At 72.6% G+C, this 14848-nt stretch carries 15 protein-coding genes; 11 read left to right on the forward strand and 4 right to left on the reverse strand.

All coding sequences use genetic code 11. The annotated features are described in order from the left end of the window. The first annotated feature begins 67 nt into the window (after window positions 1-67). From mtrA to secA, 7 genes are all read left to right on the forward strand, one after another. Window positions 68-748, forward strand: a complete 681-nt coding sequence (gene mtrA / locus ABD883_RS12685; RefSeq protein WP_247618889.1) for an MtrAB system response regulator MtrA — start codon at window positions 68-70, stop codon at window positions 746-748. Further along, entirely contained in the window at window positions 745-2466 is a 1722-nt protein-coding gene (gene mtrB / locus ABD883_RS12690) for an MtrAB system histidine kinase MtrB (protein WP_247618888.1), read from the forward strand. Before mtrA ends, mtrB begins: the two co-directional genes overlap by 4 nt. Continuing rightward, a complete protein-coding gene (locus tag ABD883_RS12695) occupies window positions 2453-4150 on the forward strand; it encodes an LpqB family beta-propeller domain-containing protein (protein ID WP_175406917.1) in 1698 nt (565 codons plus the stop codon). The genes mtrB and ABD883_RS12695 overlap by 14 nt, the downstream gene beginning before the upstream one ends. 88 nt (window positions 4151-4238) lie before the next feature. Next, on the forward strand, window positions 4239-4979 hold the full coding sequence (locus tag ABD883_RS12700) for a ComF family protein (RefSeq protein WP_137319223.1): 741 nt from the start codon (window positions 4239-4241) through the stop codon (window positions 4977-4979). A 67-nt stretch (window positions 4980-5046) separates the two neighbouring features. Then, window positions 5047-5685 (forward strand): ribosome hibernation-promoting factor, HPF/YfiA family, encoded by a 639-nt coding sequence (hpf, locus tag ABD883_RS12705; RefSeq protein WP_137319224.1) that lies wholly within the window; start codon window positions 5047-5049, stop codon window positions 5683-5685. A 4-nt stretch (window positions 5686-5689) separates the two neighbouring features. Further along, window positions 5690-6910 carry a winged helix-turn-helix domain-containing protein gene (locus ABD883_RS12710; RefSeq protein ID WP_345032574.1) on the forward strand — a complete coding sequence of 407 codons (1221 nt, stop codon included), beginning with the start codon at window positions 5690-5692 and terminating at the stop codon, window positions 6908-6910. An 87-nt stretch (window positions 6911-6997) separates the two neighbouring features. Continuing rightward, on the forward strand, window positions 6998-9700 hold the full coding sequence (gene secA, locus ABD883_RS12715) for a preprotein translocase subunit SecA (protein WP_295690941.1): 2703 nt from the start codon (window positions 6998-7000) through the stop codon (window positions 9698-9700). Between the two features lie 48 nt (window positions 9701-9748). Here secA and ABD883_RS12720 read toward each other — a convergent pair whose 3' ends face one another. Both ABD883_RS12720 and ABD883_RS12725 read right to left on the reverse strand, forming a co-directional pair. Next, window positions 9749-10189 (reverse strand): Rv3235 family protein, encoded by a 441-nt coding sequence (locus ABD883_RS12720; RefSeq protein ID WP_247618885.1) that lies wholly within the window; start codon window positions 10187-10189, stop codon window positions 9749-9751. Next, window positions 10186-10977 (reverse strand): LysM peptidoglycan-binding domain-containing protein, encoded by a 792-nt coding sequence (locus ABD883_RS12725; RefSeq protein ID WP_247618884.1) that lies wholly within the window; start codon window positions 10975-10977, stop codon window positions 10186-10188. Before ABD883_RS12725 ends, ABD883_RS12720 begins: the two co-directional genes overlap by 4 nt. A gap of 180 nt (window positions 10978-11157) precedes the next feature. On the opposite strand from ABD883_RS12725, the gene ABD883_RS12730 reads away from it, so the two are divergent. Further along, entirely contained in the window at window positions 11158-11670 is a 513-nt protein-coding gene (locus tag ABD883_RS12730) for a hypothetical protein (protein ID WP_295690938.1), read from the forward strand. Between the two features lie 7 nt (window positions 11671-11677). On the opposite strand, the gene ABD883_RS12735 is transcribed toward ABD883_RS12730, so the two are convergent. Next, entirely contained in the window at window positions 11678-11899 is a 222-nt protein-coding gene (locus ABD883_RS12735; protein WP_137319229.1) for a helix-turn-helix domain-containing protein, read from the reverse strand. Between the two features lie 165 nt (window positions 11900-12064). Between ABD883_RS12735 and ABD883_RS12740 the strand changes: the two genes are divergently transcribed. The 3 genes from ABD883_RS12740 to ABD883_RS12750 are packed head-to-tail and all read left to right on the forward strand — an operon-like array spanning window position 12065 to window position 14384. Further along, on the forward strand, window positions 12065-12697 hold the full coding sequence (locus tag ABD883_RS12740; RefSeq protein ID WP_175406918.1) for an SAF domain-containing protein: 633 nt from the start codon (window positions 12065-12067) through the stop codon (window positions 12695-12697). Then, complete coding sequence (locus ABD883_RS12745) at window positions 12694-13929, forward strand: CpaE/TadZ family protein (RefSeq protein ID WP_345032584.1); 1236 nt, start codon at window positions 12694-12696, stop codon at window positions 13927-13929. Before ABD883_RS12740 ends, ABD883_RS12745 begins: the two co-directional genes overlap by 4 nt. Beyond that, on the forward strand, window positions 13926-14384 hold the full coding sequence (locus ABD883_RS12750) for a DUF6912 family protein (protein WP_137319231.1): 459 nt from the start codon (window positions 13926-13928) through the stop codon (window positions 14382-14384). Before ABD883_RS12745 ends, ABD883_RS12750 begins: the two co-directional genes overlap by 4 nt. On the opposite strand, the gene ABD883_RS12755 is transcribed toward ABD883_RS12750, so the two are convergent. Continuing rightward, window positions 14343-14813, reverse strand: a complete 471-nt coding sequence (locus tag ABD883_RS12755) for a DUF2505 family protein (RefSeq protein WP_295689943.1) — start codon at window positions 14811-14813, stop codon at window positions 14343-14345. The two genes, ABD883_RS12750 and ABD883_RS12755, sit on opposite strands and share 42 nt — an antisense overlap. Window positions 14814-14848 lie beyond the last annotated feature (35 nt).

Consider the following 14848-nt stretch of genomic DNA (forward strand, 5'->3'; position numbering starts at 1 on the left):
CCCGGTCCGCGACGCGCCCGGGCACGCGGATTCCGCAATCCGGGACGAGTGGGGAAGAATGGGCGCCATGAACGCTCGGATTCTGGTAGTGGACGACGACACCGCACTCGCGGAGATGATCGGCATCGTGCTCAAGAGCGAGGGGTTCGAACCGCACTTCTGCGCCACCGGCGACGGGGCGCTGGACGCCTTCCACGACGTCCATCCGGATCTCGTCCTCCTCGACCTCATGCTCCCCGGCAAGGACGGCCTCGAGGTGTGCCGGGAGATCCGTGAGGAGTCCGGCGTCCCGATCATCATGCTCACCGCGAAGTCGGACACCGTCGACGTCGTGCTCGGCCTCGAGTCCGGGGCCGACGACTACGTCCCCAAGCCGTTCAAGCCCAAGGAGCTCATCGCCCGGGTGCGCGCCCGGCTGCGGATGGCCGAGCCGTCCGCCCCGGAGATCCTCACCGTCGGCGACGTCAGCATCGACGTCGCCGGGCACACCGTGACGAAGGCCGGCGAGCCGGTGTCGCTCACCCCGCTCGAGTTCGACCTGCTCGTCGCGCTCGCCCGCAAGCCCTGGCAGGTGTTCTCCCGCGAGACCCTCCTCGAGGAGGTCTGGGGCTACCGGCACGCCGCCGACACCCGGCTCGTCAACGTCCATGTCCAGCGACTCCGCTCGAAGATCGAGAAGGACCCGGAGAAGCCCGACATCGTCGTGACCGTGCGCGGCGTCGGCTACAAGGCCGGCCAGGCGACGTGAGCCGCACCCCGGCGCTCGCCGGGTTCCTCGAGACCGCCGCGCGGATCCTCGGCGGCGCGGGACGCTGGGTCGCCCGGGCATTCACGCACTCGCTCCAGTTCCGGATCGTCGTCCTCACCATCGCGCTGACGATCATCGCGGTGCTCGGCGTCGGGGCGTACATGTCCCAGCAGATCTCGCGCGGCCTGTTCGAGTCGAAGCTGTCCTCGGTGTCGGTGCAGACCGCCGGGTACGCCGCCGAGCTCCAGTCGCTGTCCACAGGGGAGGACGACGAGGCGCTGTCGGAGACGCTCAACACCCAGCTGCGCTCGATGCTGTCGCGCTCGCCCACGCCCCTGCGCTCGGTGGCGCTCGAGCCGAAGGAGCGCTCCACCTCGGTCCCGCCGCTCGTCGCGCTCGTCGGCGGCGAGGAGTCGATCCCCGTCGCCGAGCTGCCCGACGCCTACCTCTCCGCGGTCGACCGCGCCGAGCTCGGCGAGCAGCTCTACCAGTCCGTCACGCTGCCCGGCGAGGAGTCCTCGCCCGGGCTCGTCGTCGCCCAGCAGGTGACGATCCCCGCCGCCGGCCAGTTCGAGCTGTTCGTCGTCGCCGATCTCCAGGAGGAGCAGAACACGCTCGACTTCGTGCTCCGCGCGCTCATCGTCGCCGCGATCGTGCTGTCCGTGCTCATCGGCGCGATCGCGTGGATCGTCACCCGGCTCGTCGTCGTGCCGGTGCGCACCGCCGCCGAGGTCGCCGGGCAGCTCGCCCACGGCGACCTCGACCAGCGGATGCCGGTGCACGGGAAGGACGAGATCGCCACGCTCGCCGAGAGCTTCAACTCGATGGCCGACACCCTGCAGGACCAGATCACCCGGATGGAGCTGCTCACCGTGCTCCAGCGGCAGTTCGTGTCCGACGTGTCCCACGAGCTGCGCACCCCGCTCACCACGATCCACATCGCCTCGGACATGATCTACGAGTCGCGGGAGGACTTCGACGATTCGACCGCGCGCTCCGCGGAGCTCCTCAACTCCCAGGTCGAGCGCTTCGAGCTGCTGCTCGGCGACCTGCTCGAGATCTCCCGCTACGACGCGGGCGCGGCGAACCTCGTGACGAAGCCCACCGACATCGGCGAGATCGTCACCGGCGTCCTCGACACCCTCTCCGTCGTCGCCACCCAGGCCGGCACCGAGCTCCTCCTCCACGCCCCGTCCTCCCCGGTCATGGCCGAGGTCGACCGGGTGCGGATCACCCGCGTCGTGCGCAACCTCGTCGTCAACGCGATCGAGCACGGGGAGGGCCGGCGGGTCGACATCTACCTCGCCGCCAACGCCGAGGCGGTCGCGGTGAGCGTGCGCGACCACGGCATCGGGATGAGCGAGGAGCACGTCGAGCACGTGTTCGACCGCTTCTGGCGCGCCGACCCGTCCCGCCGCCGCACCCTCGGCGGCTCGGGGCTGGGCCTGGCGATCTCGCTCGAGGACACCCACCTCCACGGCGGCTGGCTGCAGGCCTGGGGCCGGGAGGGCGAGGGCGCGTGCTTCCGGCTCACGCTGCCGCGGCGCCAGCGGCAGGAGATCTCCTCCTCGCCGCTGCCGCTGCCGCCGGCCGATGCCGCGCACACCGGTGCCGCCCTGGTCGCCGGTCCGAGCTCCTCGGACGGCTCGGTGCGGATCCAGACCGGGTCCATCCCCATCGTCGTCGACCCCGCGGAGGCTGAGTATGAGACGGACTGACCTGCTCGCCCTGCTCGCCTGCCTCGCCCTCGTGCTCAGCGGCTGCGTGTCGATCCCGCGCGACGGCGGGATCGGGCGCATCCCCGTCGACGACAGCGAGTCCGGGGTGCAGTCGCGCATCGACCCCGATGGTCCCGTGCCCGGGGCCGGGCCGGACGAGATCGTGCGCGGCTTCCTCGCCGCCGGTGCCGGCTACTCGAACAACTTCGAGGTCGCACGCGCCTTCCTCACCGAGTCCTTCTCCACCGAGTGGAACCCGCGCTCCGTCGTGCGGGTGATGCCCACCGGGACCGGTCTCGACGAGCTCACGAGCGAGATCACCGCGGATTCGCAGAGCGTGTCCTTCGACGTCCCGATCCAGGCGAGCCTCGACGAGCGCCGCCTCTACCGCGAGCCCGGCGACGACACGGTGATCGAGATGGAGTTCGCGCTGCGGCAGGTCAACGGGGAGTGGCGGATCTCGCAGGCCCCGCCCGGCCTCGTCGTGTCCGCGTCGAACTTCAACACCCTGTTCCAGGCCTACCCGGTGTACTTCTACACCCCGGACTACGAGCACCTCGTGCCCGACACCCGCTGGTTCATCCGTTCCCCGGCGACCGCGACGGAGGCCGTCGGCGAACTCCTGCGCGGACCCGCCGATCACCTCGACGGCGCCGTCGTGTCCGCGGTGCCGGAGGGCACCCAGCTCGACCCGCAGATGGTGACGGTGAGCGAGGGCGTCGCCGAGGTCGGCCTGTCCGACACCGCAGAGGGTCTCGAGGAGCTCGCCCAGGCGCGGATCATCAACCAGATCGGGGAGACCGTGCGTGCGATCGGCTCGATCACCGAGGCCGAGGTCGGCGTCCGCTCCGGGCTCCTCGACCCGGCGACGAGCGAGGCGGCCGGCCCCGGCGTGGCCGTCGACGGCCCGCCCGTCGCCGTGTCCGACGGCGCGCTCGCCCGGGTGGTGGGCACCGGGGTCGAACCGGTCGAGGGCAGCCCGGAGATGTCGGACGCCGACTCGGACCCGGCGGTGTCCCTCGACGGCTCGATGTACGCCTACCTCGGAGGGGATCGCAGCGAGCTCCATCGGGTCGTCGCCGATTCCATGGACGATGCGGTGATCCTCACCGGCGACGACCTCGCCGGTCCGAGCTTCGACCGGTTCGGCTGGGCGTGGACGGCCGAGGCGGACTCCGGGCGCGTCCACGCCGTCGACCGGTCCGGGGAGCTCTCGGTGTTCGAGGTCCCGTTCCTCCTCGAGCGGCGGATCGAGGCGCTCCACGTGTCGCGCAACGGCACCCAGCTCGCGGTGCTGTCCAGCGATGGGGAGTCCCGCACCCGGATCGAGGTCATCGGCGTCACCCGCGACGGCCAGAACCGCCCCACCGGCACGGTCGAGGCCGCCCCGCTGCTCGTCGGCGCCGGACTCCACTCGATCTCCGACTTCTCGTGGGCCGGCCCCCACACGCTCGTCATGCTCGCCGCGCCGGCCCCGGGGTCGCCGGAGACCCCCTACAGCACCCCGGTCGCCGGCCCGCAGAACTCGCTCGGCTCGATCGACGGGGGGATCCGGGTCACTGCGGGCGACGACTCGCGTTCCCTGCGCGTGAGCACCGCCGCCGGCGAGATGTACACCTACAGCGCCGGGAACTGGCAGAAGCTCGTCGACGTCCGCGCCTTCGACCCCGCCTACCCGGGCTGAGCCGGGCCGCGCACGGCCGGGGCCGTCGACAGGTCACAGCGGCCGCCTGCGCCTGGTGCGCACCCCGGGCGGCGGGGATCATGGCGGTGTGCACCGGATCCTCGGCGAGCTCCTCGACCTCCTCGTGCCGCGCGCCTGCGCCGGCTGCGGGGCGGAGACGGTGACCCTGTGCGGGCGCTGCCTGGCCGAGCTCGCGGTGCCGGTGCGGGCGACGATGCCGCGCTACGGCACCCGCGCGGTGCACGGGGCCGGCGAGTACACCGGTGTGCTGCGCGACTGCCTCGTGGCCTACAAGGAGAAGGACCGCCGCGACCTCACCGCCCTCCTCGGCCTGCTCCTCGCCCGGGCGGTGCTCGCGGTGCTCGAGCACTCCCCGCCGGCTCCGTTCCCGGCGGGCGCGCCCGCCGCGCTGCTCGTCCCGGTGCCGGCGACCGCCGCGGCGGTGCGCCGGCGCGGTGCGGACCACGTCGCCGCGCTCGGCGCGCACGCCGCCGCCGTGCTCCGGGCGGAGGGCCTCGACGTGCGCTGCGCGCCGCTGCTCGAGGTGCGGGCGCACCGCGACCAGGTGGGGTTCGGCTCCACCGCCCGGCGGCGCAACGTGCGCGGCACCCACCGGGCCTCCGCACGGGCGGCGGCGCAGCTCGCGGCAACCCGCACGGCCGCCGCGGCCGGGGCGCGGATCATCGTCCTCGACGACATCTGCACGACCGGCGCGACGGTCGCGGAGAGCACGCGTGCGCTCGCCGCATCCCGCATCCCGGTCGACGGCGTCGCGGTGGTCGGAATCGCCCCCGGCGGACCTCGCACTGCCCCTGGCGATGGTATTTAATGGAAGGAGCCGTCGAACCGTGACGGCAACGGAGCGATCCGTTCCCCGAGGTGCAAAGGACCGCACAATGGACATCGTCGTCAAGGGTCGTCATCTGACCATCTCCGACAGCTTCCGGGCCCATGTCGAGGACAAGGTCGCCAAGGTCGAGCAGCTCGCCCCGCGCGCGCTCGCCGTCGAGGTCCAGATCACGAGCGAGCCGAACGCACGCCAGCCGGAGACCTCCGAGACCGTCGAGATCACCGTCATCGCGAAGGGCCCCGTGCTCCGGGCCGAGGCGAGCGCCTCCGACAAGTACGCCGCGCTCGACCTCGCCTGGGCGAAGGTGCTCGAACGCTTGCGCCGCGCCCGCGACCGGCAGAAGATCTCCCACCGCGGCAAGCACCGGCCGGAGTCCACCGCCGAGGCGATGGCCCGGATAGAGTACGTGCCGCCGCAGGAGGACGCCCCGGAGGCCGAGGAGCCCCAGGCGGGCGACCGGACGAACGGCCGCATCAAGTCCGAGGGCGACTCCCCGGTGGTGCTGCGCGAGAAGAACTTCCCCGCGACCCCGATCGGCATCGAGGAGGCCCTCAACCGGATGGAGATGGTGGGCCACGACTTCTACCTCTACATCGACGAGGAGAACGCGAAGCCCTCGGTGGTCTACCGCCGCAAGGGCTGGAGCTACGGGGTGATCACCCTCGACCCGGAGATCACCGAGTGATCCCGTGCGCTCGCTGAGCAGGGAGGCGGCCAGACGCTGTGCGCTGGCCGCCTCCGGCTTCTCCGCGCCGCGCCCGCCGCGACCCGACCGCCGGCACCTGCGGCGGGTGTTCGACACGCTGGGCCTCGTGCAGATCGATTCGGTGGCGCGCGTCGCCCGCAGCCACTACCTGCCCTTCTACTCCCGCCTCGGGCCCTATCGCACCGCCGACCTCGACTCCCTCCTCCACGCCCCCGACCCGATGGGCGTCGAGTACTGGATGCACGAGGCGGCCTACGCCCCGCCGTCCACCGTGGCGCTCGCCGCCGGCCGCCGGGCGGACTGGTACCGCCGCGACTACGGCCAGCGCGACCCCGTGACCGGCTCCGCCTTCCGCGCCCTGCTCCTCGATCTCGAGGCGGCGCTCGCCCATGGCCCGGGCACGGCGCGCGAGCTCGCCGGCCGGGTGAGCCACGACATCCCCGAGCGCGAGCGCGACCACTGGGGGTGGAACCCGAGCCGCGTGAAGTCCGGGCTCGAGGCGCTGCTGCGCGCCGGCCGGGTCTCCGTCGCCGCCCGCAGCCGCTCCTTCGAGCGGATCTACGCGCTGCCCGGCGACGTCCACCCGGACCTGCCGGTGCCGGAGCTGCGCTTCGGCCCGCCCGCCGACCCGACCCTGGGCCTGCGCCCGGACGCCGGCCGGCTGCCCCGCGGGATCGGCGGGGAGCGCGACGACGCCGTCGCGCTCGTGCGGATCGCCGCCGCAGCCCGCGGGATCGGCACTCCGGCCTGCCTCGCCGACCACTTCCGGCAGCCCGTCGCCGAGGTGCGCGCTGCCGCGGCGGAGCTCGTGGCCGCAGGAGAGCTCGTCGAGGTCGACGTCGAGGGCGTCCGGGCGCTGCGCTGGCATGCCGCGCGGGTGCCGCGCCGGATCGAGGCGCGCGCCCTGCTCGCCCCCTTCGACCCGCTCGTCTTCACCCGCGAGCGGCTGCGCTGGCTCTTCGACTTCGACTACCGGATCGAGATCTACACCCCGGCGCACGCACGCGTCCACGGCTACTACGTCATGCCCTTCCTGCTCGGGGACCGGCTGGTCGGGCGCGTGGACCTCGCCGCGGACCGGAAGGCGGATGCGCTCATCGCCCACCGGGTGCACTGGGAGGACGCCCAGCACCCGGAGGCGCTCGTCGCGGAGCTCGAGGACATGCGCCGCTGGCTGGGACTCGGCACCCTCGTCGTGCGATGACGGGCGCCTGCTGATCGGCGCTAAGCTAGGTCACTGACGTGACGGAAACACCCGAGCCGGTCGATCGGACCGGACGCAAGGAGAATCGTGGCCAACTTCCTGGAAAAGCTGTTGAGGACCGGAGAGGGTCGCACGCTCAAGAAGCTGCGCGGCTACACGACGGCGATCAACAATCTCTCCGACGAATTCGACGAGATGAGCGATGCGGAGATCCGGGAGGAGACCGACCGATTCAAGGAGCGCTGGGCCGACGGCGAATCCCTCGATTCGCTGCTGCCGGAGGCGTTCGCCGCGGTGCGCGAGGCCTCGACCCGCACCCTGGGGATGAGGCACTTCGACGTCCAGCTCATGGGTGGGGCGGCGCTCCACCTCGGAAACATCGCGGAGATGAAGACCGGTGAGGGCAAGACCCTCGTCGCCACCGCACCGGCCTATCTCAACGCGCTCACCGGCAAGGGCGTCCACGTCGTCACCGTGAACGACTACCTCGCGAGCTACCAGTCCGAGCTCATGGGACGCGTGTTCCGGTTCCTCGGGATGGAGACCGGCTGCATCCTCGCCCAGCAGAGCTCCGACATCCGCCGCCAGCAGTACGCCGCGGACATCACCTACGGCACGAACAACGAGTTCGGCTTCGACTACCTGCGCGACAACATGGCCTGGTCCGCGGAGGAGATGGTGCAGCGCGGACACCACTTCTCCATCGTCGACGAGGTCGACTCGATCCTCATCGACGAGGCCCGCACGCCGCTCATCATCTCCGGCCCCGCCGAGGGCGACGTCAACCGCTGGTACTCCGAGTTCGCGACCGTCGTCAAGCGGCTCAAGGCCGAGTCCGACTACGAGGTCGACGAGAAGAAGCGGACGATCGGCATCCTCGAGTCCGGGATCGACAAGGTCGAGAACTACCTCGGCATCGAGAACCTCTACCACGCCGACAACACCCCGCTCATCAGCTTCCTCAACAACGCGATCCGGGCCAAGGAGCTGTTCAAGAAGGACAAGGACTACGTCGTCCTCAAGGGCGAGGTGCTCATCGTCGACGAGCACACCGGCCGCATCCTCAAGGGCCGTCGCTACAACGAGGGCCTGCACCAGGCGATCGAGGCGAAGGAGGCCGTCAAGGTCAAGCCCGAGAACCAGACCCTGGCGACGATCACCCTGCAGAACTACTTCCGCCTCTACGACAAGCTCTCCGGGATGACCGGTACCGCGGAGACCGAGGCCGCGGAGTTCATGTCGACCTATCAGCTCGGCGTCGTCCCGATCCCCACGAACAAGCCGATGCAGCGCATCGACCAGTCCGACTTCGTCTACAAGAACGAGAAGGCGAAGTTCGACGCGGTTGTCGAGGACATCGTCGAGCGCCATGAGGAGGGCCAGCCGATCCTCGTCGGCACGACGAGCGTGGAGAAGAGCGAGTACCTCTCCAAGCAGCTCTCCCGGAAGGGCGTCGCCCACGAGGTGCTCAACGCGAAGAACCACGCGCGCGAGGCCGCGATCGTCGCGCTCGCCGGACGGCGCGGCGCCGTCACGGTGGCGACGAACATGGCCGGGCGCGGCACCGACGTCATGCTCGGCGGCAACGCCGAGCACATCGCGGTCGCCGAGATGGCGGAGAAGGGCCTCGACCCGGTCGAGAACTCCGACGAGTACGAGGCGCTCTGGCCCGAGGTGCTCGAGGCCGCCGAGGCCCGGGTCGAGGAGGAGGCCGAGGAGATCCGCGAGCTCGGCGGGCTCTACGTGCTCGGCACCGAGCGCCACGAGTCGCGCCGCATCGACAATCAGCTGCGCGGCCGCTCCGGCCGCCAGGGCGATCCCGGCGAGTCGCGCTTCTACCTCTCGCTCACCGACGACCTCATGCGGCTGTTCGGCTCCGGCGCGGCGGAGCGGATCATGGCGACGGCGAACGTGCCCGACGACGTCCCGCTCGAATCGAAGATGGTGTCCCGGGCGATCCTGTCCGCGCAGACGCAGATCGAGCAGCGCAACGCCGAGCAGCGCAAGAACGTCCTCAAGTACGACGACGTGCTCAACCGCCAGCGCACCGTGATCTACGACGAGCGCCGCCGTGTGCTCGAGGGCGCGGACCTCGCCGAGCAGGTGCAGCTGTTCCGCGACGACGTGCTCGCCGCGTACGTCGACGGGGCCACCCGCGGCCCGGCGGAGACCTGGGACCTCGACGAGCTGTTCACCGCCCTCGGCGAGCTGTACTCGCCGTCGATCACCGCCGCGGAGCTCATCGAGGACGTCGGCGGGCAGGCCCACCTCACCCGCGAGTCGCTGCTGCGCGAGATCCGGGCCGACGCCGATCTCGCCTACGACGGCCGCGAGCAGGAGCTCGGCGAGGAGGCGATGCGCGAGCTCGAGCGGCGCGTCGTGCTCTCCGTCATCGACAAGCGCTGGCGCGAGCACCTCTACGAGATGGACTACCTCAAGAACGGCATCGGTCTGCGCGCGATGGCCCAGCGCGACCCGCTCGTCGAGTACCAGCGTGAGGGCTACGAGATGTTCAGCACGATGCAGGAGGGCATCAAGGAGGACGTCGTCCGGTTGACGAACACTCTCGAGGTCAAGGTCAAGGTCAACCCCGGGAAGGATCTCGAGGACCCGAGCGACGACTTCGTCGAGGTCGAGGCAGACGAGCTCGAGCCGCGCAAACCCAAGCTCCAGCTGTCCGCGCCCTCGGACTCCGGGGGAGTGCAGGTGCGCGCCGACGGTGCGGCCGGCGAGTCCGCCGCGGAACCCGGAGCGGGCAACCGCGCCCAGCGCCGCTCGAAGAAGCGCTGAGCCCGGCGCGTTCGGCGGGCACCGCTCGCCGGCCGGGGGACCGCGGTCTCACACGCTGACGAACTCGGTGACGAGCCAGCGGCCGTGCATGTGCTCGAGCCGCATCGCGACTGCCCGGTGCCGCCGGGCGGCGCGGACGACGACGCATGCTTCGACCGCGCTGTCGCCGATCATGCACAGCCGCGGCCTGCCCGGGGTGAAGACGTGCCCGCGCGGGGCGACCGCCCGGGCGAGGTCCTGGCGCAGTGCCGCATGGGTGCGGATGCGCTCCTGGAGCTCCGGTGCGATCCAGCGGGCGATCGAGCTGCTCGCTCGCGCTCCGGTGAGCACTTCGACGACTGCGACGGCGAGCGACTGCACCGTGGTGCGGAGGAACTCCGCCTGCTCGGCCGGTGTCGCCGGGCGCCTGCGCTGCGGGGCGCGGTGGATCGGGCTCCGCACGGCCTGGGAGCGGCCGGCGGGACGGGTGATGGTCAGCGGGGTGCTCATGGGATCTCCAGACGTGAGCCGGGCAGGATGAGATTCGGGTCCGAGCCGATGACCGCCCGGTTCTCCCGGTGGATCGCCGCGACCGCGGAGGCGACGGCCGCCGGCTCCCGGGTCCCCTCGATCTCCGCCGCGATCGACCACAGGCTGTCCCCGGCGCTCACGGTGACCGTGCGCGGCCGCGGACCCTCCGGCTCCGCGCCCGGCTCGTCCGGCGGTCCGGGGCTGCGTGTCCGATCCTCGTCGGGGCCGGGAGCCGCCGGGGGCTCGGACTCCGGATCATCCGGAGCACCGGTGCCCGGATCGACAGGCCAGCCGGGTGAGTGCTCCGGAGCGGGATCCGGCTCCTCGGTCACCGGCCACCCCGGCGAGGGCGCGGCAGCCGGCACTGATGCCGGCACTGCGGACTCCTGACCGGCTCTCGGCGCGGGGCCTGTCGCCGCAGCGACCGCGAGTGCGCCGGTGGTCAGCGACCCCGTCACCACGAGACCGGTGAGCGACCCGGCGAGGGCGAGGCGCAGTGCTCGCGGGCTGCATCGCAGCGCCGCCGCGGCGAGCGCCCGCCCGCTCCCGTGATGGAGCGCAGCCGCGGCCCGTGCGCCCACGGTGAGGAGCACGGCGAGGGTGGCCCGCAGGCCGAGCAGCGCGACCGCGCCGGCGACGAGGAGCACCAGCCCGGCACCGGCATCCCCGGTGGAGAACCGGTCCCACAGCCGGGTCGCGCTCGCGGCGAGCCAGCAGCAGAGCAGACCGTGGGCCGCAGCGGCGGCGAACGGGAGAACACGGATCATGACGACTCCTCACATCGGTCATCACACTGTGCCAAAAGTCACCATATGATGTCAATGGATGAAGTTTGATGATGATCGACGGAGTTCGCGGACGCAGTGGTCAGGATGCATTCCTTGCGGATCGGGTCCGTGCAGAACCGGCCCTTGCAGGAGAGGGAGGGTCCGCGGAGGATGGGTGCCATGGAGGACGAGCGCTTCGACCGGCTGTTCGCGGACATCGACGCCGCGCATGCCGGTGAGCAGATGCACGAGCGGGCCGGTGAGTTCGGCGATCTCGTCGCCGGGGAGATCGCCGAGGCGACGCTCGAATCCCGGGCGGCCGCCGCGATCGGCACGCCGGTGGAGCTGTGGGCCGGCGAGGAGCGGATCACCGGGGAGATGCACGAGGTGGGATCCGGCTGGTGCCTCGTGGCCGGCGCGGACGAGGTCGTGATCAACCTCGCCGCACTGCAGAGCCTGCGCCTGGGTGATCGGGTCCGCGCCGCGGCAGGTGCGGTGTCGGTGCTGTCGATCGGTTCACCGCTGCGCCGCTGGTCGGCCGAGCGCCGCGAGTGCCGGGTGGCGGTGGGACGCCGGACGGTCGACGGGCGTCTCGACGCGGTGGCCCGCGATCATCTCCAGCTGCGCCGGGCCGGCGGGGGCTGGGAGCTCATCCCGCTGTCGGCGGTGTCGACGGTGCGGGCGCTGCGCTGAGCGGGTCTCAGACCTCGGGCTGGCCGGATTCGACCGCGGCGCGCGTCTGCTGGTACATGCGCTGGATGTAGTCCTCGAGCTCGGTCTTCTCGACCCGCCACTGGCCGCGGCCGCCGACCTTGATCGCGCGCAGCTCGCCGGAGCGCACGAGCGCCCGGGCCTGGGCGGCGGACACGTTGAGGATCTCCGCGACATCGGTCAGCGGCAGGAAGCGGGCTTCGACGACCATGGGGCTGCCTCTCGGGGGACGGGTGCGCGTGGATGCGAGCGGGGCGCGGAACGGGAATTCTGCCGCAGCTCTTGATCCGCAGGCGTTTGTCTACGAATAATAGCACTTGAGTGCGTTTGCGCACCCATCCCCGCCCACCGTTCAGCGAACCCGGAGCATCCCCTCATGCCTCACCCCTCCGCCCGCCCCGCGGACCGGCTGCGCGCCCCGCGCCTCCGGGACCCGCGCCTCGTCATCGGCGCCCTCCTCGTCCTCCTCTCCGTGCTCGGCACGTGGTTCGTCGTCACCCGGGTGGCCGACACGACCACGGTGTGGGCAGCCGCCAGGCCGCTCGTGCCTGGTGGCGTGCTCGTCCCCGACGACCTCGTCGCCACCGAGATCCGGATGAGCGGCGACCCCGGCGTCTACCTCAGCGCCGACGCGGCGATCCCCGAGGGTGCCACGGTGCTCGCCGCGGTCGCCCCGGGCGAGCTCGTCCCGGCCTCGCAGCTCGGCTCCCCGGACCAGCTCGCCGGACGGGTGGTCGCCCTGGCCGTGCCCGGCGCACTGCCGGCGGCCGTGCGGCCCGGCGGTGCGGTCGACGTCTGGGCCACCGACCCGGAGGCCGACCCTGTCGATCCGCGCGAGGTCCTCACCGCCGTCGACGTCATCGCCGTCGACCGCGAGACGGGGGACTTCGCCACCGGCGACCAGGTGATCGAGATCTTCGTCCCCAACAGTCGGCTCGGCGACGTCATGCGGGCGCTCGCCGAGGACCACCGGATCTCCGTGGTCGCGGTCCCGGAGGCGGCCCGGTGATCGAGGTCGTCGTCGCCGTCGACGTCGAGTTCGAGGCGCGCGTCGTGTCCGCGCTCGGCACGATCCCCGACATCGAGGTCATCCGGCGTCCCGCCGACGAGGTCGAGCTGCTCGCCGCCGGTGCGGCCGGGGTGGGCGACGTCGTCGTCCTCGGGCAGCACTTCCTCGGCGCCGACGCCGAGGTGGTGCGCCGGCTCCACGCGCACGCCGTCCGGGTGCTCGGGCTCGCCGACGACCCCGCCGTGCTCACCGACTGGGGCGTGCCGACCACCGTGTCGCCCTGGGCGACACCGGAGGAGCTCGCGGCCGCGGTCCGCGCCGCCGCGGCCGCCGTGCCCACCCCGCCGCGCCCGGCCGAGCCGCCCCGCACCGCAGGCGGTGGCGCCCCGGGGCCGGTCATCGCCGTCTGGGGCACCGGGGGAGCGCCGGGTCGCAGCACCGTGGCCGCCGCCCTCGCCCACACGCTCGCGCGGACCGCCGGCCCGACCGTCCTCGTCGACGCCGACACCGTCGCCGCCTCCCAGGCCGCGCTCCTCGGCCTGCTCGACGACGCACCGCAGATCGCCGCCCTGTGCCGGGCCGCGGCGAGCGGCGGGACCGCCGCCGCGCTCGCCCGCCACGTCTCCGTCATCGACGAGCACTTCGCCGTCGTCACCGGGCTGAGCCGGGCGGAGCGCTGGCCGGAGGTCCGACCCGGGGTGCTCGCCGAGGTCCTCACCGCCCTCGCCCGCGCATACACCTGCACCGTCGTCGACGTCTCCGACCGGGTCGACCCCGACGACCCGTACGCGGACCCGCACTACGACCGCCATGGTGCCACGCGGGCGGTGCTCGACCGGGCCGATCACGTCGTGGTCGTCGCTGCCGGGGACCCGATCGGGCTGCAGCGGCTCGTGCGGCTGCTCGAGACCGAGCGTGGGATCGCGGTGCGCGACGACTGCACCGTCGTCGTCAACCGGGTCCGGGCCGGGAGCGTGGGCCCGGGGCCGGAGGCGCGCATCCGCGCGACGCTCGAACGGTTCGCCGGACTCACCGGGGTCCACCTCGTGCCCGACGACCGGGCCGCCGCCGACGCTGCGCTGCTCGCCGGCCGCACGCTCACCGAGTCGGCCCCGCACAGTGCGGCGTCCCGCGCGGTCACCGCGCTCGCCGGCCTGCTCCCGGTGCCGGACACGCCGGACGCCCCGCCGCGGCGCAGCCGCAGGCGGGGGAGGAGGAGAATGGGGGCATGAGTCCTGCGAACACCGTGCGCGCCTACGTGCCCCTGACCGACCGATCGCTGAGGGCCGCCTGGCCGCACCTGACCGAGGCGCTCGGCTTCGCCCCGGACGTCCGCCCGGGGAGCCTGCGCGGCGAGGAGCTCGAGGAGGCGGAGTGGATCGCCCTGTCGACCGCCGCCGAGGTCGTCCTCGACACCGCGGTCGAGCAGCGCTGCGGCCGCGTGGTCCTGGCCTGCGACCTCCCGGCGGACCTGCGCTCCCGACCGGTCTCCGCCGGCGTCGTCGCCCTCGGGCCGGCGGCGCTCGACCCCGCCTGCGTCGTCAGCGCCCACATCGACGATCCGGCCCTCGTGGCGGCGCTGCCTGACGACCCGGCAGCCGCCGCGGACGCCCTCCGGGACGGCGGGCTGCTGTGGTACGACGTGTCAGAGATCGACGAGCTGGTCGAGGCGCTCGGACAGGAGTGACTCGACGTACGGCTCGAGGGCGGACTCCACCATCGAGCCGAACAGCGGCACCGAGGACACGATCCGGGTGATCGCATGGATGTCCGTGCCGCCCGAGACCTCGCGCAGCGCGATCGCGATGTCGATGTCGACCGGCGCGCCGGCGACCTCCGCCGCGATCGCCACATGCGTCTGGGACGACTGCGCGTCGACGGGATCGGCCCGCACCTCCTGGACGAGCTCCGCGCCCTCGCCGAGGAACCGCGCGGCGGCCGCCGGCAGGTCCGCCGCGCGCAGCGGGGTGCGGGTGGTGAGATGCGCGCCCTCGGCCGCACCGCGGTGCACGGTCACGCTCGTGCCGGCACCCGCCCACGTGCTCGGCTCGATCGCCCGATTCAGGATCTGGGCAGGGGTCCCGACGGCCCGGCGGCGCAGCTCGATGGTCTTCATGGCTTCCAGTCTGTCACGTCGCGGCCGCGTCCGAG

This window comes from Brevibacterium pityocampae (genome assembly GCF_039541555.1).
In the GTDB taxonomy this organism is placed as follows: Bacteria; Actinomycetota; Actinomycetes; order Actinomycetales; family Brevibacteriaceae; genus Brevibacterium; species Brevibacterium pityocampae.